Below are 15,825 nucleotides of genomic sequence, written 5' to 3'. Positions count from 1 at the left end.
TATTTGACTGAAATGGCGGGCGAAGTTTGACCGCTCTGCGCTCGATGCCCGTATCGTTGCTGTCCCCATCCGTACGGCTCGTTGACTCGCCTACGGCTGGGGCAAAGCTCGCAAGCTCGCTTAACGGGCACGCTCCGCGCCCTTCGGGTCGGTCTGCCAACGGGCGAAAGGACAATTTAGAAACAGCCCCTACATGGGGGCGTGCAGCCGCACCACATAGGCCAGGGTGCTGGCCTCGCAGCCGCAGGCCACCATCAGCAGCACCAGCGCGCTCACGATGCCCACCTTGTGGCGCAGCGGCGTGGCGGAGCGGATCACCGTGCCCCACAGGCCGCAGGCGGCCAGCGGCAGCACCAGCGTCCCGGCCAGGGGCAGCAGCGGGGGCAGGGCGGTCAGGTCCGGGCTGGTCAGGGTGGCGGCGCGGTACAGCACGTACACGCCCACGGGCAGGGCGCACAGGGTGCCGCCCAAGGCCCAGCGGGCGCACACGCCAAGGGCGTAGTTGTAGTAGTCGCGGCCGAAGTCGTCCTTCGCGCGGCGGGTCAGCAGCCAGGCCAGGCACAGGGCTCCGGCGGCCCCGGCGGCCACGAAGACCGATTGCCCCAGCACCGGCCACAGCAGCGAATCCACCGGCGCGCTGATGAGAGCGCGCATGGTGTCCATGGCGGAGGCGCTGGAGGGCAGGGGATGGCCCGGCAGCAGCAGGGCGCGGGCCAGGGAGAAGCCGCTGGCCGTGGCCTCGATGCCGCCGATGCCTGCGGCAAGACCCACGAAGCGGTGCATGGCCGATCCCTTGATGTGCTTCCAGCCCAGCAGGTACAAGGCGGCGCAGGCGCCGGAGCCCGCCAGCAGCGTGGGCACGGACAGCAGCGGCACGCGGAACGGCCCTTCCATCAGGTCGGGCTGCATCTGCACCATGCGGACCATGACCGCACCGCTCACGGCCACCAGCACGGCGGCGGTCAGGGCGGACAGTAGGGCTCCCTGACGGGCCAGCTTGTCGGGAAACGAGGAGCGCTGGGTCACGGCCAGACGCTGGGCGGACAGGCACAGGAAGGGCAGGCCGGTGACGGCCAGCAGCAGGCAGGCCAGTATGCCGCCCGGCAGCGCCAGCGACCAGACGGCGGCATCGGGGAACAGGATCATTCGCGAAAGCTCCGTTGGGGTGATGCGGCGGCGTGAACGGCCTGCTGCCAGGAGGCCCGCAGGCGTCCGGGGCGTTGCCGCAGCGGCCCTTGTGCCCCAAAACCGCTTGGGGCGCAAGGGCGCGGGCCGTTGTCTCCACCGATGCCCCCGTGTGTGGGCGAAAGCGCGCGGGGGGCCGTCCGGTGCGCGGCGGCATGTGGATTTCCTTGAAAAAATGGCGGCCATCGCCTATGGAGGGTACAGTTCCGTCAACGTACTCGGCCTGTTCGGAGATTCCTCATGCAGCATCGGCGGCTTCGCGCATCGGCGGCATTGCTTGTACCGGCCCTTCTCCTGGCCACGGCCCTTTTTTCCGGTTGCGCCGGGCAGGGCGCGGCACAGGGCAGCACCGAATGGCGGCTGCGCATGCTGGAGGAAAAGTACCTTTCCTACGAAGAAGCCCGAAAGGCCCGCGACAGTTCGGTGGACGAACGGCTGCGCGCCCTGGAGGAAAAGCAGGCCGCGCTGTCCGCCCGCGTGGACGGCGACCGCGAATCCGACGGCCGCAGGCTGGACGCGCTGGAAGGCGCGCTGGCGGGCAAGAAGGACGATACGGCCCAGCCTTCCGTCGCCCCGCCGCCTTCGGTGGACGCCGATGACCTGGGCAAGGGCGGCCGCCGGGTCCAGCCGGAGCCGGTCCGGCCGGAACCCGCCAAGGCCACCCCGGCCGCCAAGGCCGCGCAAAAGCCGGAACCCAGGGCCGCCAGACCCGTTTCGGACAAGGCCGCCTACGAGGCCGCCCTGAACCTGCTGCAACGCGGCAGGGCCGACGAGGCCCGCGTGCGCTTCGACGGGTTCCTGGGCGACTACCCCAACAGCGCCCTGGTGCCCAACGCCCTGTACTGGAAGGGCGAAGCCCTGTACGCCCAGCGCCGCTACGCCGACGCCATCGTGGCCTTCAAGGAGGTCACGGCGCGCTTTCCGAAGCACCACAAGGCTGCGGACTCGTTGCTCAAGACGGCGCTGGCCTACAAGCAGCTCGGCGACGACGAGAACGTGCGCTTTCACCTGAAGGCGCTGCGCGAAGATCATCCCGATTCCCCGGCCGCCAGGCTGGCCCGGCAGCGTTTCCCCAACGGATAGTCTGGTCCGCGCCGCAGCCATGGCCCCACCGCTTCCCGCCACCGCGAGCCCGGACGCCACGGGCTCCGGATCCGCAACGCCCGGCCCCGCCGCGCTGCCCGCCTTTGCCGACCTGGACGCGGCGGGCCGCGCCGAGTTGTGGGCCGCCCTGGCCCTGCGCCACAGCCCCGGCATCGGGCCGCGCACGGTGCGCCGCCTGCTGGCGGGGCTGGGGTCCGCGCTGGCCGCCGTACAGGCCGCCGAGGGCGGCGGGCACGGCTGGGCGCGGGCGGGCGTGCGGTCGCACATGGCCGCTCCGGTGGCGAACGGCGCATGGCGCGAGTCCGCCCGGCAGGAATGGGACGCGGTGCGCGGCTGCCGCTGCGGTATCCTGTTATGGACCGACCCGCGTTACCCCGCCCGGCTGCGCGAGATTTCCGATGCTCCCGCCGTGCTGTACTGCCGGGGCGACGCCTCTCTGCTGGCCAACCACGCCGTGGCGGTGGTGGGTTCGCGCCTGTGCTCGCGGGCCGGGCGCGGCGTGTCCGCCGACATCGCCTACAGCCTGTCCGCGGCGGGCGTCACCGTCGTCTCCGGCCTTGCGCGCGGCATCGACCGCGAGGCCCATGTGGCCGCGCTGCAAGAGGTAGGCTCCACCATCGGCGTGCTGGGCACGGGCATCGACGTGGTCTACCCGCCGGAACACGCGGACGTGTTCGAACGCATGGAATCCACGGGACTGCTGGTGTCGGAATACGCCCCCGGCACGCTGCCCCTGCCCGCGCATTTTCCCGTGCGCAACCGCATCATCAGCGGGCTTTCCGTGGGGGTGCTGGTGGTGGAGGCGGCGGCCCGCAGCGGCAGCCTGATCACCGCGCGCCTGGCCCTGGAGCAGGGGCGCGAGGTGTACACCGTGCCCGGCCCGGCCACGGCCCAGTACACCTGCGGCTGCCGGGGGCTCATCGAGCAGGGGGCGCGGCCCGTGACCACGGCGGAGGACATGCTGGCGGACCTGGCCCCGGTGCTGGGCATGGAACTGGCCGCGCTGGCCGCGCCGTGCCCGCCCCCCGGCCGGAACGGCGATCCTCTGGACGGGATGTTTCCGGCGGACACCCCGGCCCCTCCGGCGCCACCGGCGATCCGGACGGTTCGGACGAACCCGGCGACGCCCCGCAAGGCGGCACGCCCCGTGCGAAATCGTCCGGCGGCGGCCGGGAATGTCTCCGCGCCCGTCCCTGCGTCCGGCGGCAGCCCGGATGAGGCCATCCTGGCCTTGCTGCGCGACCGGCCCGGCGTCCATGTGGACGACATCTGCCGCGCGCTGGGCATGGGCGCGGCGGACGTCAGCGCCCGCCTGGTGTTGCTGGAGGTAGGGGGCGGGGTGCGCCGGTTGCCCGGCATGCGCTACGAGCGTATGTAGGGGAACGCGCCAACACGGACAGCAACGGCGGCGCGCACGCACCGCCGGAGAAGGATATGCAGAAGATACCGCTCGACCTTGCCGCGCCCGGCATGAAACTGGCCAAGCCCGTCACCAAGTCCGACGGGCTGGTGCTGGTGGGCGCAGGCGTTGAACTGACCACCACCATCATCTCGCGCTTTCGCGTCAGCGGGGTGCAGTCCCTCACCGTGCAGGGACGCCCCGTGGACCTCGGCGACGACGGCGGCAACGACCTTGAACGCATCGCCGGGCGGCTGGACCACCTGTTCCGCAAGCACGGGCAGGACCGGTTCATGGTCACCCTGCGCAACATGCTGCGCCGCTTCTTTGCCGAGCGCATCGCCGCCGCCAGGGCAGCGGAGGAGGCCGAGGCCGCCGCCATCGCGGCCGCCGCCGAGGCCGCGCGCGAAGAGGCGGAAGCCCTTGCCGCGCAAAACCGTGTTTCGCTGGTGCCGCTGGTGGATGACGGACCGGAGGACGGGCCAGACCGGCCCGAAATGGCGGGGGGCAACGGCGCGCCACGGGAGAACGGGCGATGAGCGAAGATCTGCGCACCACCTACAAGGGGCGGCTGCTGGCGGTGAAAGACCTGCCCACGCTCCCCACCGCCCTGCAGGAAGTCTCGCGCCTGCTGGAACTGCCCAACACCACCACCGACCAGGTGGCCAAGGTCATCTCCTTCGACCAGGTGCTGGCGGCCAAGGTGCTGAAGATGGTCAACTCGCCCATCTACGGCTTTCCGGGGCGCATCGGCACGGTGAAGCACGCGCTGGTGCTGCTGGGGTTCAACGTCATCCGGGGGCTGATCATCTCCACCTCTGTCTACGACGACATGAACCGCGCCATGCGCGGACTGTGGGACCACAGCGTGGGCTGCTCGCTGGCCTGCGGCGAACTGGCCCGCGCGCTGGGCATGAAGGATCCGGAGGAATACGCCGTGGCCGGGCTGCTGCACGACCTCGGCAAGGTGGTGTCGGCCCTGCAACTGCCCGAGGCCAAGGCCCGGGTGGACGCCGTGGTCAAGGAACAGGACCTTCTGTACATCGACGCGGAAACGCAGGTGCTCGGTTTCGGGCACGACCGCATCAATGCATGGCTGGCCGAGCACTGGAACCTGCCCCCGGCCATCCGCGAGGGCATGGCCTTCCACCACAAGCCCATGGGCGCGCGCATCTACCCGCAGATGGCCTGCGTGGTGCACGTGGGCAACTTCATGGCCCGGCTGTTCGAGTACGGTTCCGGCGGCGACGACAACGTGCCGCCGCTGTCGCCCCACGCGCTGAAGCTGCTGGGTATGAACCAGCGCTCGCTGGAGGCGCTGCTGGACACCCTGTGCGAGAAATTCGCCGACGCCGGGGAACTGGGCTTCGCATGATCCGTGACGCCGCAGCAAGGCCGTTTCTGCCGGGCCTGCCCGTACCGTCCGGCCTGCCTGGGCCGTTCATCCTGCCGCACGCGGTCCGCGTGGCGGGGAGAGCGGCGGGGAGGGCGCGATGAGCACGCGCCCCCTGGGTTTCGGCGAGGCGGCAGCGGCGGGCGTGCCGCGCTGCTGGCTGGTCACGGCCGACGGCTGCCTGGCCGCCACGGTGCGCGCCCTGTGGCCCGCCGACGGCGGATCGCCGGCCATGCCCGGCATCACGCCGCGTCCCATGGACTGGCGGGTGTTCGACAACGGGCGGGCCGTGCTGGAGCAGTTCTTCCTCGACCCGCCGGACCTGCTGCTGGTTTCCGCCGCGCTGCCGGACATGTCGGGCGTGTCGCTGATCCAGTTGGTGAAGGGCGAGAACGTCTACCGCCAGGTGGCCACCCTGCTGGCCCTGAACGTGACGGACGCGCCGGGCGTGGCCGGGGTGGACTGGCAGGGCGTGGAGGCCGACGACTTCATGGTGCTGCCCGCCGTGCCGGACGCCGGGCGCGCGCCCCTGCCGCTCCCGCTGGCCACGGAACTGCGGGCGCGCGTCGAACTGGCCCTGGCCCGCGCGGGCCGCGCCCTGGACGCCAGCCCGCTGACCAAGCTGCCGGGCAACACCTCGATCATCAAGTTCATCCAGGGGCTCATCGACCGGCGCATGGATTTCGCGCTGGCCTACGCCGACCTCGACAACTTCAAGGCGTTCAACGACAAGTACGGTTTCTCGCGCGGCGACGAGGTGCTCATGCTCACCGCGCGGCTGCTGGCCACCACGGTGCGCGAGGTGCGCGGCCAGCCCGCCTTCGTGGGGCACGTGGGCGGCGACGACTACGTGTTCGTGACGCCCGTGGACCAGGCGGAAGACGCCTGCCGCCGAGTGGTGGGGGCCTTCGACGCCATCGTGCCCGGCTTCTACGACGCGGACGACCGCGCGCGCGGGGCCATCGTGGCCCACGACCGGCAGGGGCAGGTGCGCACGTTCCCGCTGATGGCCGTGTCCATCGCCGTGGTCTGCAACCGCCCTGCCGCCGGGTTCGCGTTGGCCCACTACGGCGAGGCGTCGTACCGGGCCAGCCAGGTCAAGAAGCTGGCCAAGGACAGGACGGGCAGTTGCTATGTCTTCGACCGGCGACAGTCGTGAAACAGGCGGGGCCGACGGACCCCGGCACGCGCCCCCCGCCTCCGCCCGCGCCGAGCTGCTGGACATGTTCCTGGCCCACCTGGGTATGGAAAAGGGCTACGCCGACGCCACCGTGGCCGCCTACGGCACGGACATGGACCAGTTCGCGGCGTTCCTGGAAGAGGCCGCAACTCCCCCTGCCGTTTCCGGCCGGCCCGCCTTGCCCGCTCCCGTGCAGCCCTCCCCGTTCCTTTCGCTGGACACCCCGGAACACATCACCAGGCGTCACGTGCAGCGGTTTCTGGCCGAATTGCACCGCCAGCGCATCGCCAAGTCCAGCGTGGCCCGCAAGCTGTCGGCATTGCGGGCGTTCTTCCGGTTTCTGCTGCGGCTGCGCCGGGTCACGGCGGACCCCACGGCGGGCGTGCACAACCCCAAGCAGGAACAGCGCCATCCCCACGCCCTGAACGTGGACCAGACCTTCGCCCTGCTGGACGAGCGGCGGCAGCGCAAGGCCCTTGCCACGGCCCGCGCCGGGCACGCCGCGGATTCCGGCCCCGGCGACGCCGTGCTGCTGGCGCGCGACCTGGCCCTGGCCGAACTGCTGTACGGCTCGGGACTGCGCGTGTCCGAGGCGTTGGGACTGGACGTGCTGGACGCGGACCCCGCATCGGGCGTGGTGCGGGTGATGGGCAAGGGTGGGCGCGAGCGCATGAGTCCGCTCAGCGACACGGCCCGCGACGCGCTGTGGGCCTGGCTGGCCGTGCGCCACGAGGTGGACGGGGACCGGGGCGAACCCGCCCTGTTCCTGGGGGCGCGGGGCGGCCGCCTGAACCGGCGGCAGGCCGCGCGGATCATCGAGGCGCTGTGCCTGCGGGCCGGGCTGCCGCAGGCCATATCCCCGCACGGACTGCGCCACTCCTTCGCCACCCACCTGCTGGAGGCCGGGGCCGACCTGCGCAGCGTGCAGGAACTGCTGGGCCACGCCCGGCTTTCCACCACCCAGCGCTACACCCACCTGACCCTTTCGCGCCTGGTGGACGTGTACGACCGGGCGCACCCCCGCTCGGATATGGCGGAAAAGGCGGCCAGGCCCAAGCCCGCCGCAACGCCGGAAAAACCGTCCCGTGCCGCCAAGCCCCGCAAGGGCGGAAAGGGCACGCCGAAGCGGTAGCGCTTTCCGTTTCTTTTCCCGTTCGCAAAAGAAAACGGGCCGGAACCTCGTGGGGTTCCGGCCCGTTGCATGTCGGTGAGTTGTTGGAAGCCCTTCGATTGAACGAGGGTTTCTTCCTTATATCCCGCGACGGTCTTCCGTCGCGGGGGGCTGTGCGGAGAGGATGCGAGGAATTACGAGTTTTGCCCGCCGGGCAAGGCGGCTTGGCGTTTTTGAGCGGAGCGTACTTTCGTACGTGAGCATCAAAAACGACAAGCCAACGCAGCCCGGCGGCAAAAGACGGGTTCCGTCCGCAGCGTGTCCGCGCCGGAAAGGACGCAACGCCCCTACGCGCGCAACATACCGAAGCGCTTGGCGATAGCCTCCTCGAACTCCTGCTGGAGCGAGGAAATCAGCTCGTGCACCGACTGGATGCGGTCCACCCGGAACACGTTGGCGCCGGAGAAGGCGAAGCCCTTCTCCAGGTTGCCCTTCATGGCGTTGATCAGCGCGGCGGCGATGCAGTAGGGGGTCTTCTCCTGCTCGCAGGTGCTGATGCACTTGAACACGCACTTGAAGGGCTTTCTGGCGCCCTCGCGCATGGCATCGATGAACGAGTTGCCGATGGCGCGTCCGGGCATGCCCACGGGACTCTTGATGATGGTCACGTCCTGTTCGGTGGCGTCCACGTAGGCCTGCTTGAAGCGGTCGTCGGCGTCGCATTCGTGGGTGGCCACGAAGCGGGTGCCCATCTGCACGCCCGCCGCGCCCAGTTCCAGGAACCGGGTGATGTCCTCGCCGGTGTACACGCCGCCGGCGGCGATGACCGGAATGCGGCGGCCCTTTTCGTCCTCGAAGGGCTTCACCGCTTCCACCACCTGCGGAATGACCGCTTCCAGCGAATGGCTGGGGTCGTCGATCTCCTCGGCCTTGAAGCCCAGGTGGCCGCCCGCCTTGGGGCCTTCCACCACGAAGGCGTCGGGCACGTAGTCGAAGCGCGAAATCCACTTCCTGGCGATGACCGAGGCCGCGCGGGCGGACGACACGATGGGCACGAGCTTGGTGCGGAATTCTTCCTTCTTCTGGTCGCAGGCGTCGCGCAGGTGCCTGGGCAGGTCCAGCGGCAGGCCCGCGCCCGAGAAGATGATGTCCGCCCGCTCCTCGATGGAGGTGCGGACCATTTCGCCGAAGGTGGTCAGGGCCACCATGATGTTCACGCCCACGATGCCCTGGGTCAGCTCGCGGGCCTTTTGCAGCTCGCGGCGCAGGGCGCGGACGTTGGCTTCGATGGGGTTCTTGGCAACGTCGGGTTCCTTCATCCCGATCATGGCGGCGGCGATGACGCCGATGCCGCCTTCGTTGGCCACGGCGGACGCCAGGCGCGACAGCGAGATGCCGACGCCCATGCCGCCTTGCACGATGGGTATGCGGGCGACCAGGTCGCCGATGTTCAGGGTCGGAAAAGGCATGATTCAGTCCTCCGGTGCGGTGCGTGCGTGCCGGTGAAGGCACGCGGAATGAACCGGGCCCGCGCGCATGCCTGGCATGGCCGTGGGCGCTCCGGTGTGCCGCCATGCGCGGGCGGCGCGCGGAAGACGCGCAATGCGGCATGATGCCGGAATCGCGCCGTCTCCGGGGCTGCATCGGAATCTTTCGGGCAGCGAACGCTGGGTGGCGTCGTGCGGTACGGTGGCGGCGGTGCGGTTTCTCCCGCGCAGTCCCCACTGCGCGGGCGCATGCGCCGCCGGGCCGTGGCCGGGCGGACGCCGCGCTTGGCGGCACGGAAGGGCCGATGCGGCCCGTTCCCTCAGCCACGCATTTTACACAGTTTCGTGCAAGAGCACCAGTCGCAATGTTTGCCGTCGCGCGGCAGCAGCAACGGCGCTTCGGCCATGTGCCGCAGCAGGAAGGCGAGCAGGGCGGGGATGCGGGCGGTGATGGCCGTATCGCGGGTTTCGTCGTCCATGCCCTCGCCGAACAGGGGCAGTTCCTGCCCGGCGTCGCGCAGGATGACCCAGGCGGCGTCGTGCACGTCGCGCCCGGATTGCTGCCCGTACATGTGCACGTAGGCGGGCAACTGCACGCCGTGCAGGGCGGCGGCCACGTCGGCCAGCAGATCGGGATCGCGGTCGGGGGTCCATATCTCGATGCGTTCCCACAGCGCGTCGTCGGACCACGCGGACGGCCTCCACTCCACCTTGCCGGTCTTGTAGTCCAGGATCACCGCGCCTTCGCCGTCCTCGAACCCGCGCAGGTCCACCCGGTCCACCCGGCCATGCAGGCGGCGCACGCGGCGGCCCGCGCTGCCCGGCACCTCTATGGCGGCTTCCACCGGCTCTTCCAGTTCCAGCACAGTGAAGCGCTCCGGCTGGCGGGACAGGTAGCGGGCAAGGCGTTCCGGCCCGGCCACCTCCAGCATCAGCAGGGCGTCGGGCGGCAGGCGGCCCGACTGGCCGGACAGGTCGGAGGCGGCCAGCCGTTGCAGGAACAGGCGGGCCAGGTGATCGGCGGAAAGCTCGGCGCGGCGCACCTCGCGGCCCTTGTGGGGCAGGTGGAAGTCCAGCAGCACCTTGTGCAGCAGGTCGCCTACGGCCAGCGGGTCGTCGCCTTCGTTGACCTCGTCCGGCGGAGCCAGCCCGGCCAGCCGTTCGTGAAAGAAGCGCACCGGGCAGGTCAGCCAGGCGTCGAGGGTGGAGGGGGACACGGGCGCGTCCAGCAGCCGTCCCAACGCGGCGTCGATGGCCGGGGTGCGTTCGATGGGGCGCGGCGCGGAACGGAAGGGGCGCACCGTGCACGCGGCGGCATGCAGCGGCGGCTGGCCGGGGGAGAGCAGTCCGCCGCGCGCGCGTTCCTCGCGCCACAGCAGTTCTTCCACGAAGCGGCTGCGGATCTTCTTTTCGTCCAGCAGGCCGCTGCGGTCCACGCCGGTCTGGTAGCACAGCACGGCCTCTTCCGCCCCGGCCAGCAGGCGGTGGAAGTTGTGCGCGGCCACCCGTTCGCGGCGTCGGGAATCGGGCAGCCCGGCCATGGCGCGCAGGCTGTCGGGCAGCAGCGGGTCGTGCCCCGGCGCGCCGGGCAGGCGGTCCTCGGTGGCGTCCAGCACGATGACCCGGCGGAAACGCAGCAGGCGCGTTTCCAGCATGCCCAGCACCTGCAACCCGGCCAGGGGCGTGGCCTCGAAGGGCACGCGCTCCTCGCGCAGGGTTTCCCGCAGGATGGTGTGCAATACCTCGCGCGGGAAGGGCGTGTCCGCCAGTTCGCAGTCGCGCAGGGCGGGGATGACCCGCTGCATGAGCCGGAACAGGCATTCCGCGTCGATGGGAAAGCGCTCCCACAGGGTGCCGCCGTGGGCCAGCAGCAGATCGCACAGCGCGCCCACGGCATCGGCCACGCGGGCCGGGGTGTCCGCCGTTTCCCAGCGGGTCAGGCACAGGTCCAGCACGCGGTACAGCAGGGCGGCCGCCGGGCCGTGGGCACCGCCGGGCGCGGCCTGGGCCACCTGGCGGGCCAGCGTGCGCGGGTCTACGAAGCTGGCCCCGCCGCGCACCGCGTTTTCCATGAGGTGGAACAGGTCGCGCAGGGGACGTTCGCCATCCAGTTCCAGCATCTTCAGGTACGGGTGGCGGATGCACTCGATGACCGTGCGCCAGTGGTAGCGCAGGCCGCCCATGCCCTCGTCCGGCTCGTCCTGCTGCCCGTCCTGCTGCCCGGACAGCGAGGTGGCGGGCCGGGCGGTTTCCTGGAGGCGCATCAGGGTTTCCACCAGCCGCACCAGAGTGGAGCGCGCCAGCGGATAGCCCATGGAAATGTTCACGTCCTTGTCCGGCAGATGGTGCAGCACGGGCATGAGCAGGCCGGTGTCCGGCAGCACCACGGCCGTGCCCGCCAGTTCGTCGACTTCCGGCGAGGGTGTGTCGTTGCTTTCGGTACTTCCGATTGCTGGTGTTAGATTCGATTTTTTTAAATTGTCGGATGGGGCGGCAGTGGCGCGGAGCGCATCTTCCATGACCAGCAATTGCGAATGCAGGTCGTAACCTTCATGGAAAGCGATTGATGGAGCGTGCCCGGAAGGCGGGCAGGCCAGCGCGGCCCCGGCCCGCCACGAGGTCAGCCAGCGCACGTGGTCTTCGCAGGTCCAGTGCACCGGGCGCGCGCCCAGTTCCGCCACGGCGGCGTCGGTATGCAGGCACACCGTGGCCCCTTCGTGCCGCCACAGGTGCAGGAACAGCGCTTCTTCCGTGCCGGTGAGGGTGGAGAACCCGGCCACGAACAGCCGCTTGCCCGCCAGCAGCGGGGGCAGGGTGAAGCCGTCGGGGCGTTCGGCGGCGCGGCCGGTTTCACCGGGTCCCGGCAGCAGCCGCACGGAGCGGAAGGCGTCGAAGCCGGGCGTGGTCCAGCCGCGCTGCGTCAACGCTGTCGCGTACGCCTCGTGGATGCGGCCCAGCGCTCCCAGCAGGGCGGCGGCAAAGGGGGCCACCTGCCCTTCCATGTACTGGTAGTCTTCCGGCACGCGGTTCTGGACGAAGAATTCCTCCATCAGCGAGGCAAGGCGCACGCCCCACGGAAAGAACCTGCGCTGGTCCGTGGCGGCGAGGTGTTCGTGCAGTTCGTCGCCGGGGCGGGCCAGACCGCGCACGCAGTCCATGAGCAGGCCCACCCGGTCCAGCAGGGGGACGGGCCGGGCCGGGCGCGCGGCCGGGTCTTCCGCATGGGCGCGCAGCAGGGCGAACATCTGGCGCACCGTGAACACGCGGGGCAGCAGGCAGGGCCGGGCGATGTCCGGGGCGCGGCGGATGCGGTCCACCAGATAGCGGCCGGGCCGCCCGTGCGGAAAGACGAACACGGCGTCGCCGGGGCGGCCGCCGGTGGCCTCGACGAGCGTGGCGGTGAGCCCGGCCAGGAAGTCCGTGTCCCACGGAAAGATCAGGAACGGGCGCGGCCCGGAGATGCCGTGCGGGGCGCGGGACGCGGCGCGCGCGGCAACGCGGCGGGTGGCCCCGCGTCTGGACCGGGCGGCGGACGGCGCGCCGGGCATGAGGATGTCGTCTGGACCGGTCACGGGCGATGTCCTTCAGGTGTCGTCCCGGCGGGTGTCGTTCCGGCGGATGTCGTTCCGGGCAGCGGGGCGGCGGGCAGTTCCACGGGCCGGACCACCCGTCCGTCAAGGTACACCAGCACGCCGCGCACCCCGCCGGGGCCGCGCCCGGCGGCCTCGGCCAGCAGGCCCAGGTAGCGCCGCACCTGGGCCACGTGGTCGTCCGAGGGGCGGCCGGTCTTCCATTCCACCACGGTGCAGGTCTGGCCGTCGTCCACCATGAGGTCGGTGCGGTGGATGCTGCCCTGCGCGTCCATGATGGACTGTTCCGGCACGCCGTGGGTGAACCAGTGCGCGGCCTGGGGCAGCGCCGCCAGCCATGCCAGCATGGCGGTGAGTTCGCGGGCCGTGGCCTCCGGTTCCGGCACCGGCAGGGGGAAGGCGCGCATGCCGTGGGCCACGGCGCGTGCGGCGTCCTGGTCCGGGCTGCCGGTAAGGCGCAGCTGTTCCAGGCAGGCGTGCACCAGCATGCCGCGCCGCCGTTCGGTGAAGGTGAATTCCTCCAGCTGGTTGCGGAATATCTTCAGGCGCGGCAACCACTGCATGGGCCGCCACGGGGCGGTGTCCGGTGACTGGTCTGGCGACTGGTCTGGTGACGGGAGGGGCGACGGGGGCGGGGGGGCGTCCGGAACATCGGGCGGCACGGCCTGCGCTTCCGCTTCACCCTGCGCACCTGTCTCCCGCGCCGGGGGCACCGCGCCGGTCACGTACTCCTGCTCCGTACCGATGCCGCACCCGGTCAGCAGGGCGCGCACCCCGGCCAGCAGCGACGAATTCTTTTCCGCGAACGGGGTGGAGGTGACGTAGGCGTGCAGTTCATCCACCGGGCGCGTCCAGCCCACGTAGAGCAGGTGCAGCTTTTCGGCGGCGGCCGCCGCCTGCGCGCGGTGGTAGCGGTCGCCCATTTCCGGGCACAGCGGGGCCAGCAGCGGCTGGCCGTCCAGTTCCGTCACCACCAGCGGCGGGTCGGTACGGTCGGGCTGGTGGTGGAAGGGTATCACCACCACCGGGAATTCCAGCCCCTTGGATTTGTGCATGGTCATCACCCGCACGGCGTCCATGGCCTCGGGCATGGGCACCTTTTCCTCACCGCCGCTCTCGGTCCAGAACTCCAGGAAGGTGGCCAGAGAGGTGAGCCCGCGCGACTCGGCGTTGTGCACCACCTCCAGAAAGCGGCGCACGTAGCCGATGTCCTCCGGGTGGCGTTGCGCCACGCGGAAGCGTTCGAAGATTTCGCGCACCGTGTCGTAGGGACCCATCAGCCCGGCGCGGGCGTAGAACGGGGCCAGCCACGTTTCCCACGCGGCCGGGAAGGTGGCCCGGAAATCGGCCAGCAGGCCCTTGCCGCCGCGCGGGTCGTCGGCGGCGCGGGCGGAACGGTCGGCCAGCCAGTCGCGCAGCGTGCGGCCGGAAAGGCCGCTGACCCCGCCGAGCAACTCCTCGCCGGTCAGCACTTCCCACAGGGCCAGCGCGTTGGGCGGGTAGTCCAGGAAGGCCAGCAGGGCCACGGTCTGCGTGACCAGCGGATGGTCGGCCAGGCGCAGGCTGTTCTCGGTGACCACCGGCACGCCCCAGTCCATGAGCCACGAGGCCACCAGCGCGGATTCGTCGTTCTTGCGCACCAGCACGGCCACGTCACGCCACGGGCGGCGGGCGGCCAGATCGTCCAGGAACAGCGCGCGCAGTTGCTGGCGCACCTTGTCGCGCAGGTCGGCGTTGTCCTCTCCGGCCACGGGCACCATGCGCACCAGCCCGCCCTGCGCGGACGTCCTGTCCGGAACCCCTTGCGCCGCCCCGGCAAAGGCCCGCGCCACCGACGCGGCGGCCTCGTCCAGCACGTGGCCGGGCGTCTTGTCGCCCAGCATGGCCGACAGCACCCCCCGCGCGCGCAGCGGGTCGTCCAGTTGCGCGAACACCAGGTTGTTGTGCTGTACGATGGCCACGCGGCTGCGCCAGTTGCGGGGCAGTGTGTCGCGCTTGGGAGTCGGGACGATGGCCGTGAGCGCGGGCGATGCCAGGATGTCGTCGAACAGGGCGGAATCGCCGCCGCGCCAGCCGTAGATGGCCTGCTTCACGTCGCCCACCCAGGTCAGCCCGCCCCCGCGCGACAGGCATTCCACGGCCAGCGGTTCGATGGCGGCCCACTGGTCGCGGCTGGTGTCCTGGAATTCGTCGATGAGGATGTGCGCAAGGCGCGTGCCCATGCGGCAGAAGGCTTCCGACACGCCGAACTCGCCGTTCAGGACGTCGCGGGCGTGCAGGGGGATGAGCGGTTGGGGCAGCTTGCCCTCGCGCCGCTGGAAGTCGGGCAGGTGCGCGGCCATGGCCCGGGCCAGACCGGCCAGCGGGGCCACCTGCAAGGCGCGCTGGATGAGCCGCCCGCGCACGGCAAAGTCGTTGCAGGCGTCGCGCCAGGCGTCGAAGGCCGCGCGCGCCTCGTCGCTGGCAATGCCCTTCGATTTCTTGAGCAGGCAGTCGTCCAGCCCGCCCTTTTCCAGGTAGGCGGATTTGGACAGCGGGGAAAAGGCTCCGTTCTCCGCGCACTTGTCCAGAAACTTGTACAGGTTCGCGGCGGCGGAAAGCTGCTCTTCGGCCAGGATGCGCGACAGGGCGGCCGTGGCATCCCGCATGTCCGTGTGGATGGCCACCAGCTTGGCGGCCAGGGCGTCGGTATCCACGTCGGGCAGGCCGCCCCGGTGCGCATCCTCATCGAACGGGCCGGGGGCGGACATGCCGCCTTCCGCCAGGTGCAGTTGCAGCAACTGCGAAAGGCGCATCCGCAGCCCGGTCCCCACGGTGAAGCCCTTGAGATCGGTGTGGAACAGCAGCAGGCGGCAGGCGTCGCGCACGTCGTCCCGCAACTGCGCGTCGCCCCGGCGGGCGCGGTCCAGGATCAGGTCGTACAGCGGTTCGAAATACTCGTCGGGCGAGAAGGACGGCTCGAAGTCGGGCGGCAGGGACAGTTCCAGCGCGGCCAGACGCACCAGCATGGTCAGCAGGCTGTCGATGGTGCGGATGTTCAGCGCACCGTAGCGCCGCAGGATGATATCCACCCAGCGGGCCGCGCGGGCCGGGGGCCACGCCCCGTCGTCGCCTTTTCCGGCTTGGGCAGGATCGGCCAGGGCGTGCTCCTTGAGCAGCCGGATGACCCGCTCCTTCATCTCCGACGCGGCCTTGTTGGTGAAGGTCACGGCCAGGATGTCCGGCCAGCAGTGCCCGCCCTCCACGGCCAGCGCGCAGGCCCGTCCGTCCTCGTCGCGCGCGTCCGCCAGCAGCGCCAGGAAACGCCGGGTCAGGGTGTAGGTCTTCCCCGATCCGGCGGATGCCTTGATCTGCGTCAGCGTTGGCGTGGGCATGG

At 70.9% G+C, this 15,825-nt stretch carries 10 protein-coding genes; 6 read left to right on the top strand and 4 right to left on the bottom strand.

Annotation, left to right across the window (positions count from 1 at the left end; all coding sequences use genetic code 11):
- Positions 1-189: 189 nt before the first annotated feature.
- Complete coding sequence (locus ACR4XJ_RS05100; protein ID WP_434754188.1) at positions 190-1,146, bottom strand: hypothetical protein; 957 nt, start codon at positions 1,144-1,146, stop codon at positions 190-192.
- Positions 1,147-1,425: 279 nt separating this feature from the next.
- Between ACR4XJ_RS05100 and ybgF the strand changes: the two genes are divergently transcribed.
- From ybgF to ACR4XJ_RS05070, 6 genes are all read left to right on the top strand, one after another.
- A complete protein-coding gene (gene ybgF, locus ACR4XJ_RS05095; RefSeq protein WP_434754187.1) occupies positions 1,426-2,268 on the top strand; it encodes a tol-pal system protein YbgF in 843 nt (280 codons plus the stop codon).
- A gap of 19 nt (positions 2,269-2,287) precedes the next feature.
- Complete coding sequence (gene dprA, locus ACR4XJ_RS05090; protein ID WP_434754186.1) at positions 2,288-3,667, top strand: DNA-processing protein DprA; 1,380 nt, start codon at positions 2,288-2,290, stop codon at positions 3,665-3,667.
- Between the two features lie 56 nt (positions 3,668-3,723).
- The gene (locus tag ACR4XJ_RS05085; RefSeq protein WP_434754185.1) at positions 3,724-4,227 is read left to right on the top strand and encodes a hypothetical protein; all 504 of its coding nucleotides are present in this window, start codon (positions 3,724-3,726) and stop codon (positions 4,225-4,227) included.
- Entirely contained in the window at positions 4,224-5,063 is an 840-nt protein-coding gene (locus ACR4XJ_RS05080) for an HDOD domain-containing protein (RefSeq protein WP_434754184.1), read from the top strand. The genes ACR4XJ_RS05085 and ACR4XJ_RS05080 overlap by 4 nt, the downstream gene beginning before the upstream one ends.
- A gap of 118 nt (positions 5,064-5,181) precedes the next feature.
- Entirely contained in the window at positions 5,182-6,240 is a 1,059-nt protein-coding gene (locus tag ACR4XJ_RS05075) for a diguanylate cyclase (protein WP_434754183.1), read from the top strand.
- A complete protein-coding gene (locus tag ACR4XJ_RS05070; RefSeq protein ID WP_434754182.1) occupies positions 6,215-7,393 on the top strand; it encodes a tyrosine recombinase XerC in 1,179 nt (392 codons plus the stop codon). The genes ACR4XJ_RS05075 and ACR4XJ_RS05070 overlap by 26 nt, the downstream gene beginning before the upstream one ends.
- A gap of 326 nt (positions 7,394-7,719) precedes the next feature.
- On the opposite strand, the gene ACR4XJ_RS05065 is transcribed toward ACR4XJ_RS05070, so the two are convergent.
- The 3 genes from ACR4XJ_RS05065 to ACR4XJ_RS05055 form a co-directional block, all read right to left on the bottom strand.
- Positions 7,720-8,841, bottom strand: a complete 1,122-nt coding sequence (locus ACR4XJ_RS05065; RefSeq protein ID WP_434754181.1) for an NAD(P)H-dependent flavin oxidoreductase — start codon at positions 8,839-8,841, stop codon at positions 7,720-7,722.
- 338 nt (positions 8,842-9,179) lie between these two features.
- On the bottom strand, positions 9,180-12,431 hold the full coding sequence (locus ACR4XJ_RS05060) for a PD-(D/E)XK nuclease family protein (protein ID WP_434754180.1): 3,252 nt from the start codon (positions 12,429-12,431) through the stop codon (positions 9,180-9,182).
- Complete coding sequence (locus ACR4XJ_RS05055) at positions 12,428-15,823, bottom strand: UvrD-helicase domain-containing protein (RefSeq protein WP_434754179.1); 3,396 nt, start codon at positions 15,821-15,823, stop codon at positions 12,428-12,430. The genes ACR4XJ_RS05060 and ACR4XJ_RS05055 overlap by 4 nt, the downstream gene beginning before the upstream one ends.
- Positions 15,824-15,825: the final 2 nt, after the last annotated feature.

The organism is Nitratidesulfovibrio sp. D1 (assembly GCF_051133415.1).
Taxonomy (GTDB): domain Bacteria; phylum Desulfobacterota; class Desulfovibrionia; order Desulfovibrionales; family Desulfovibrionaceae; genus Cupidesulfovibrio.
This window is presented reverse-complemented; position numbering and strand designations above follow the sequence as displayed.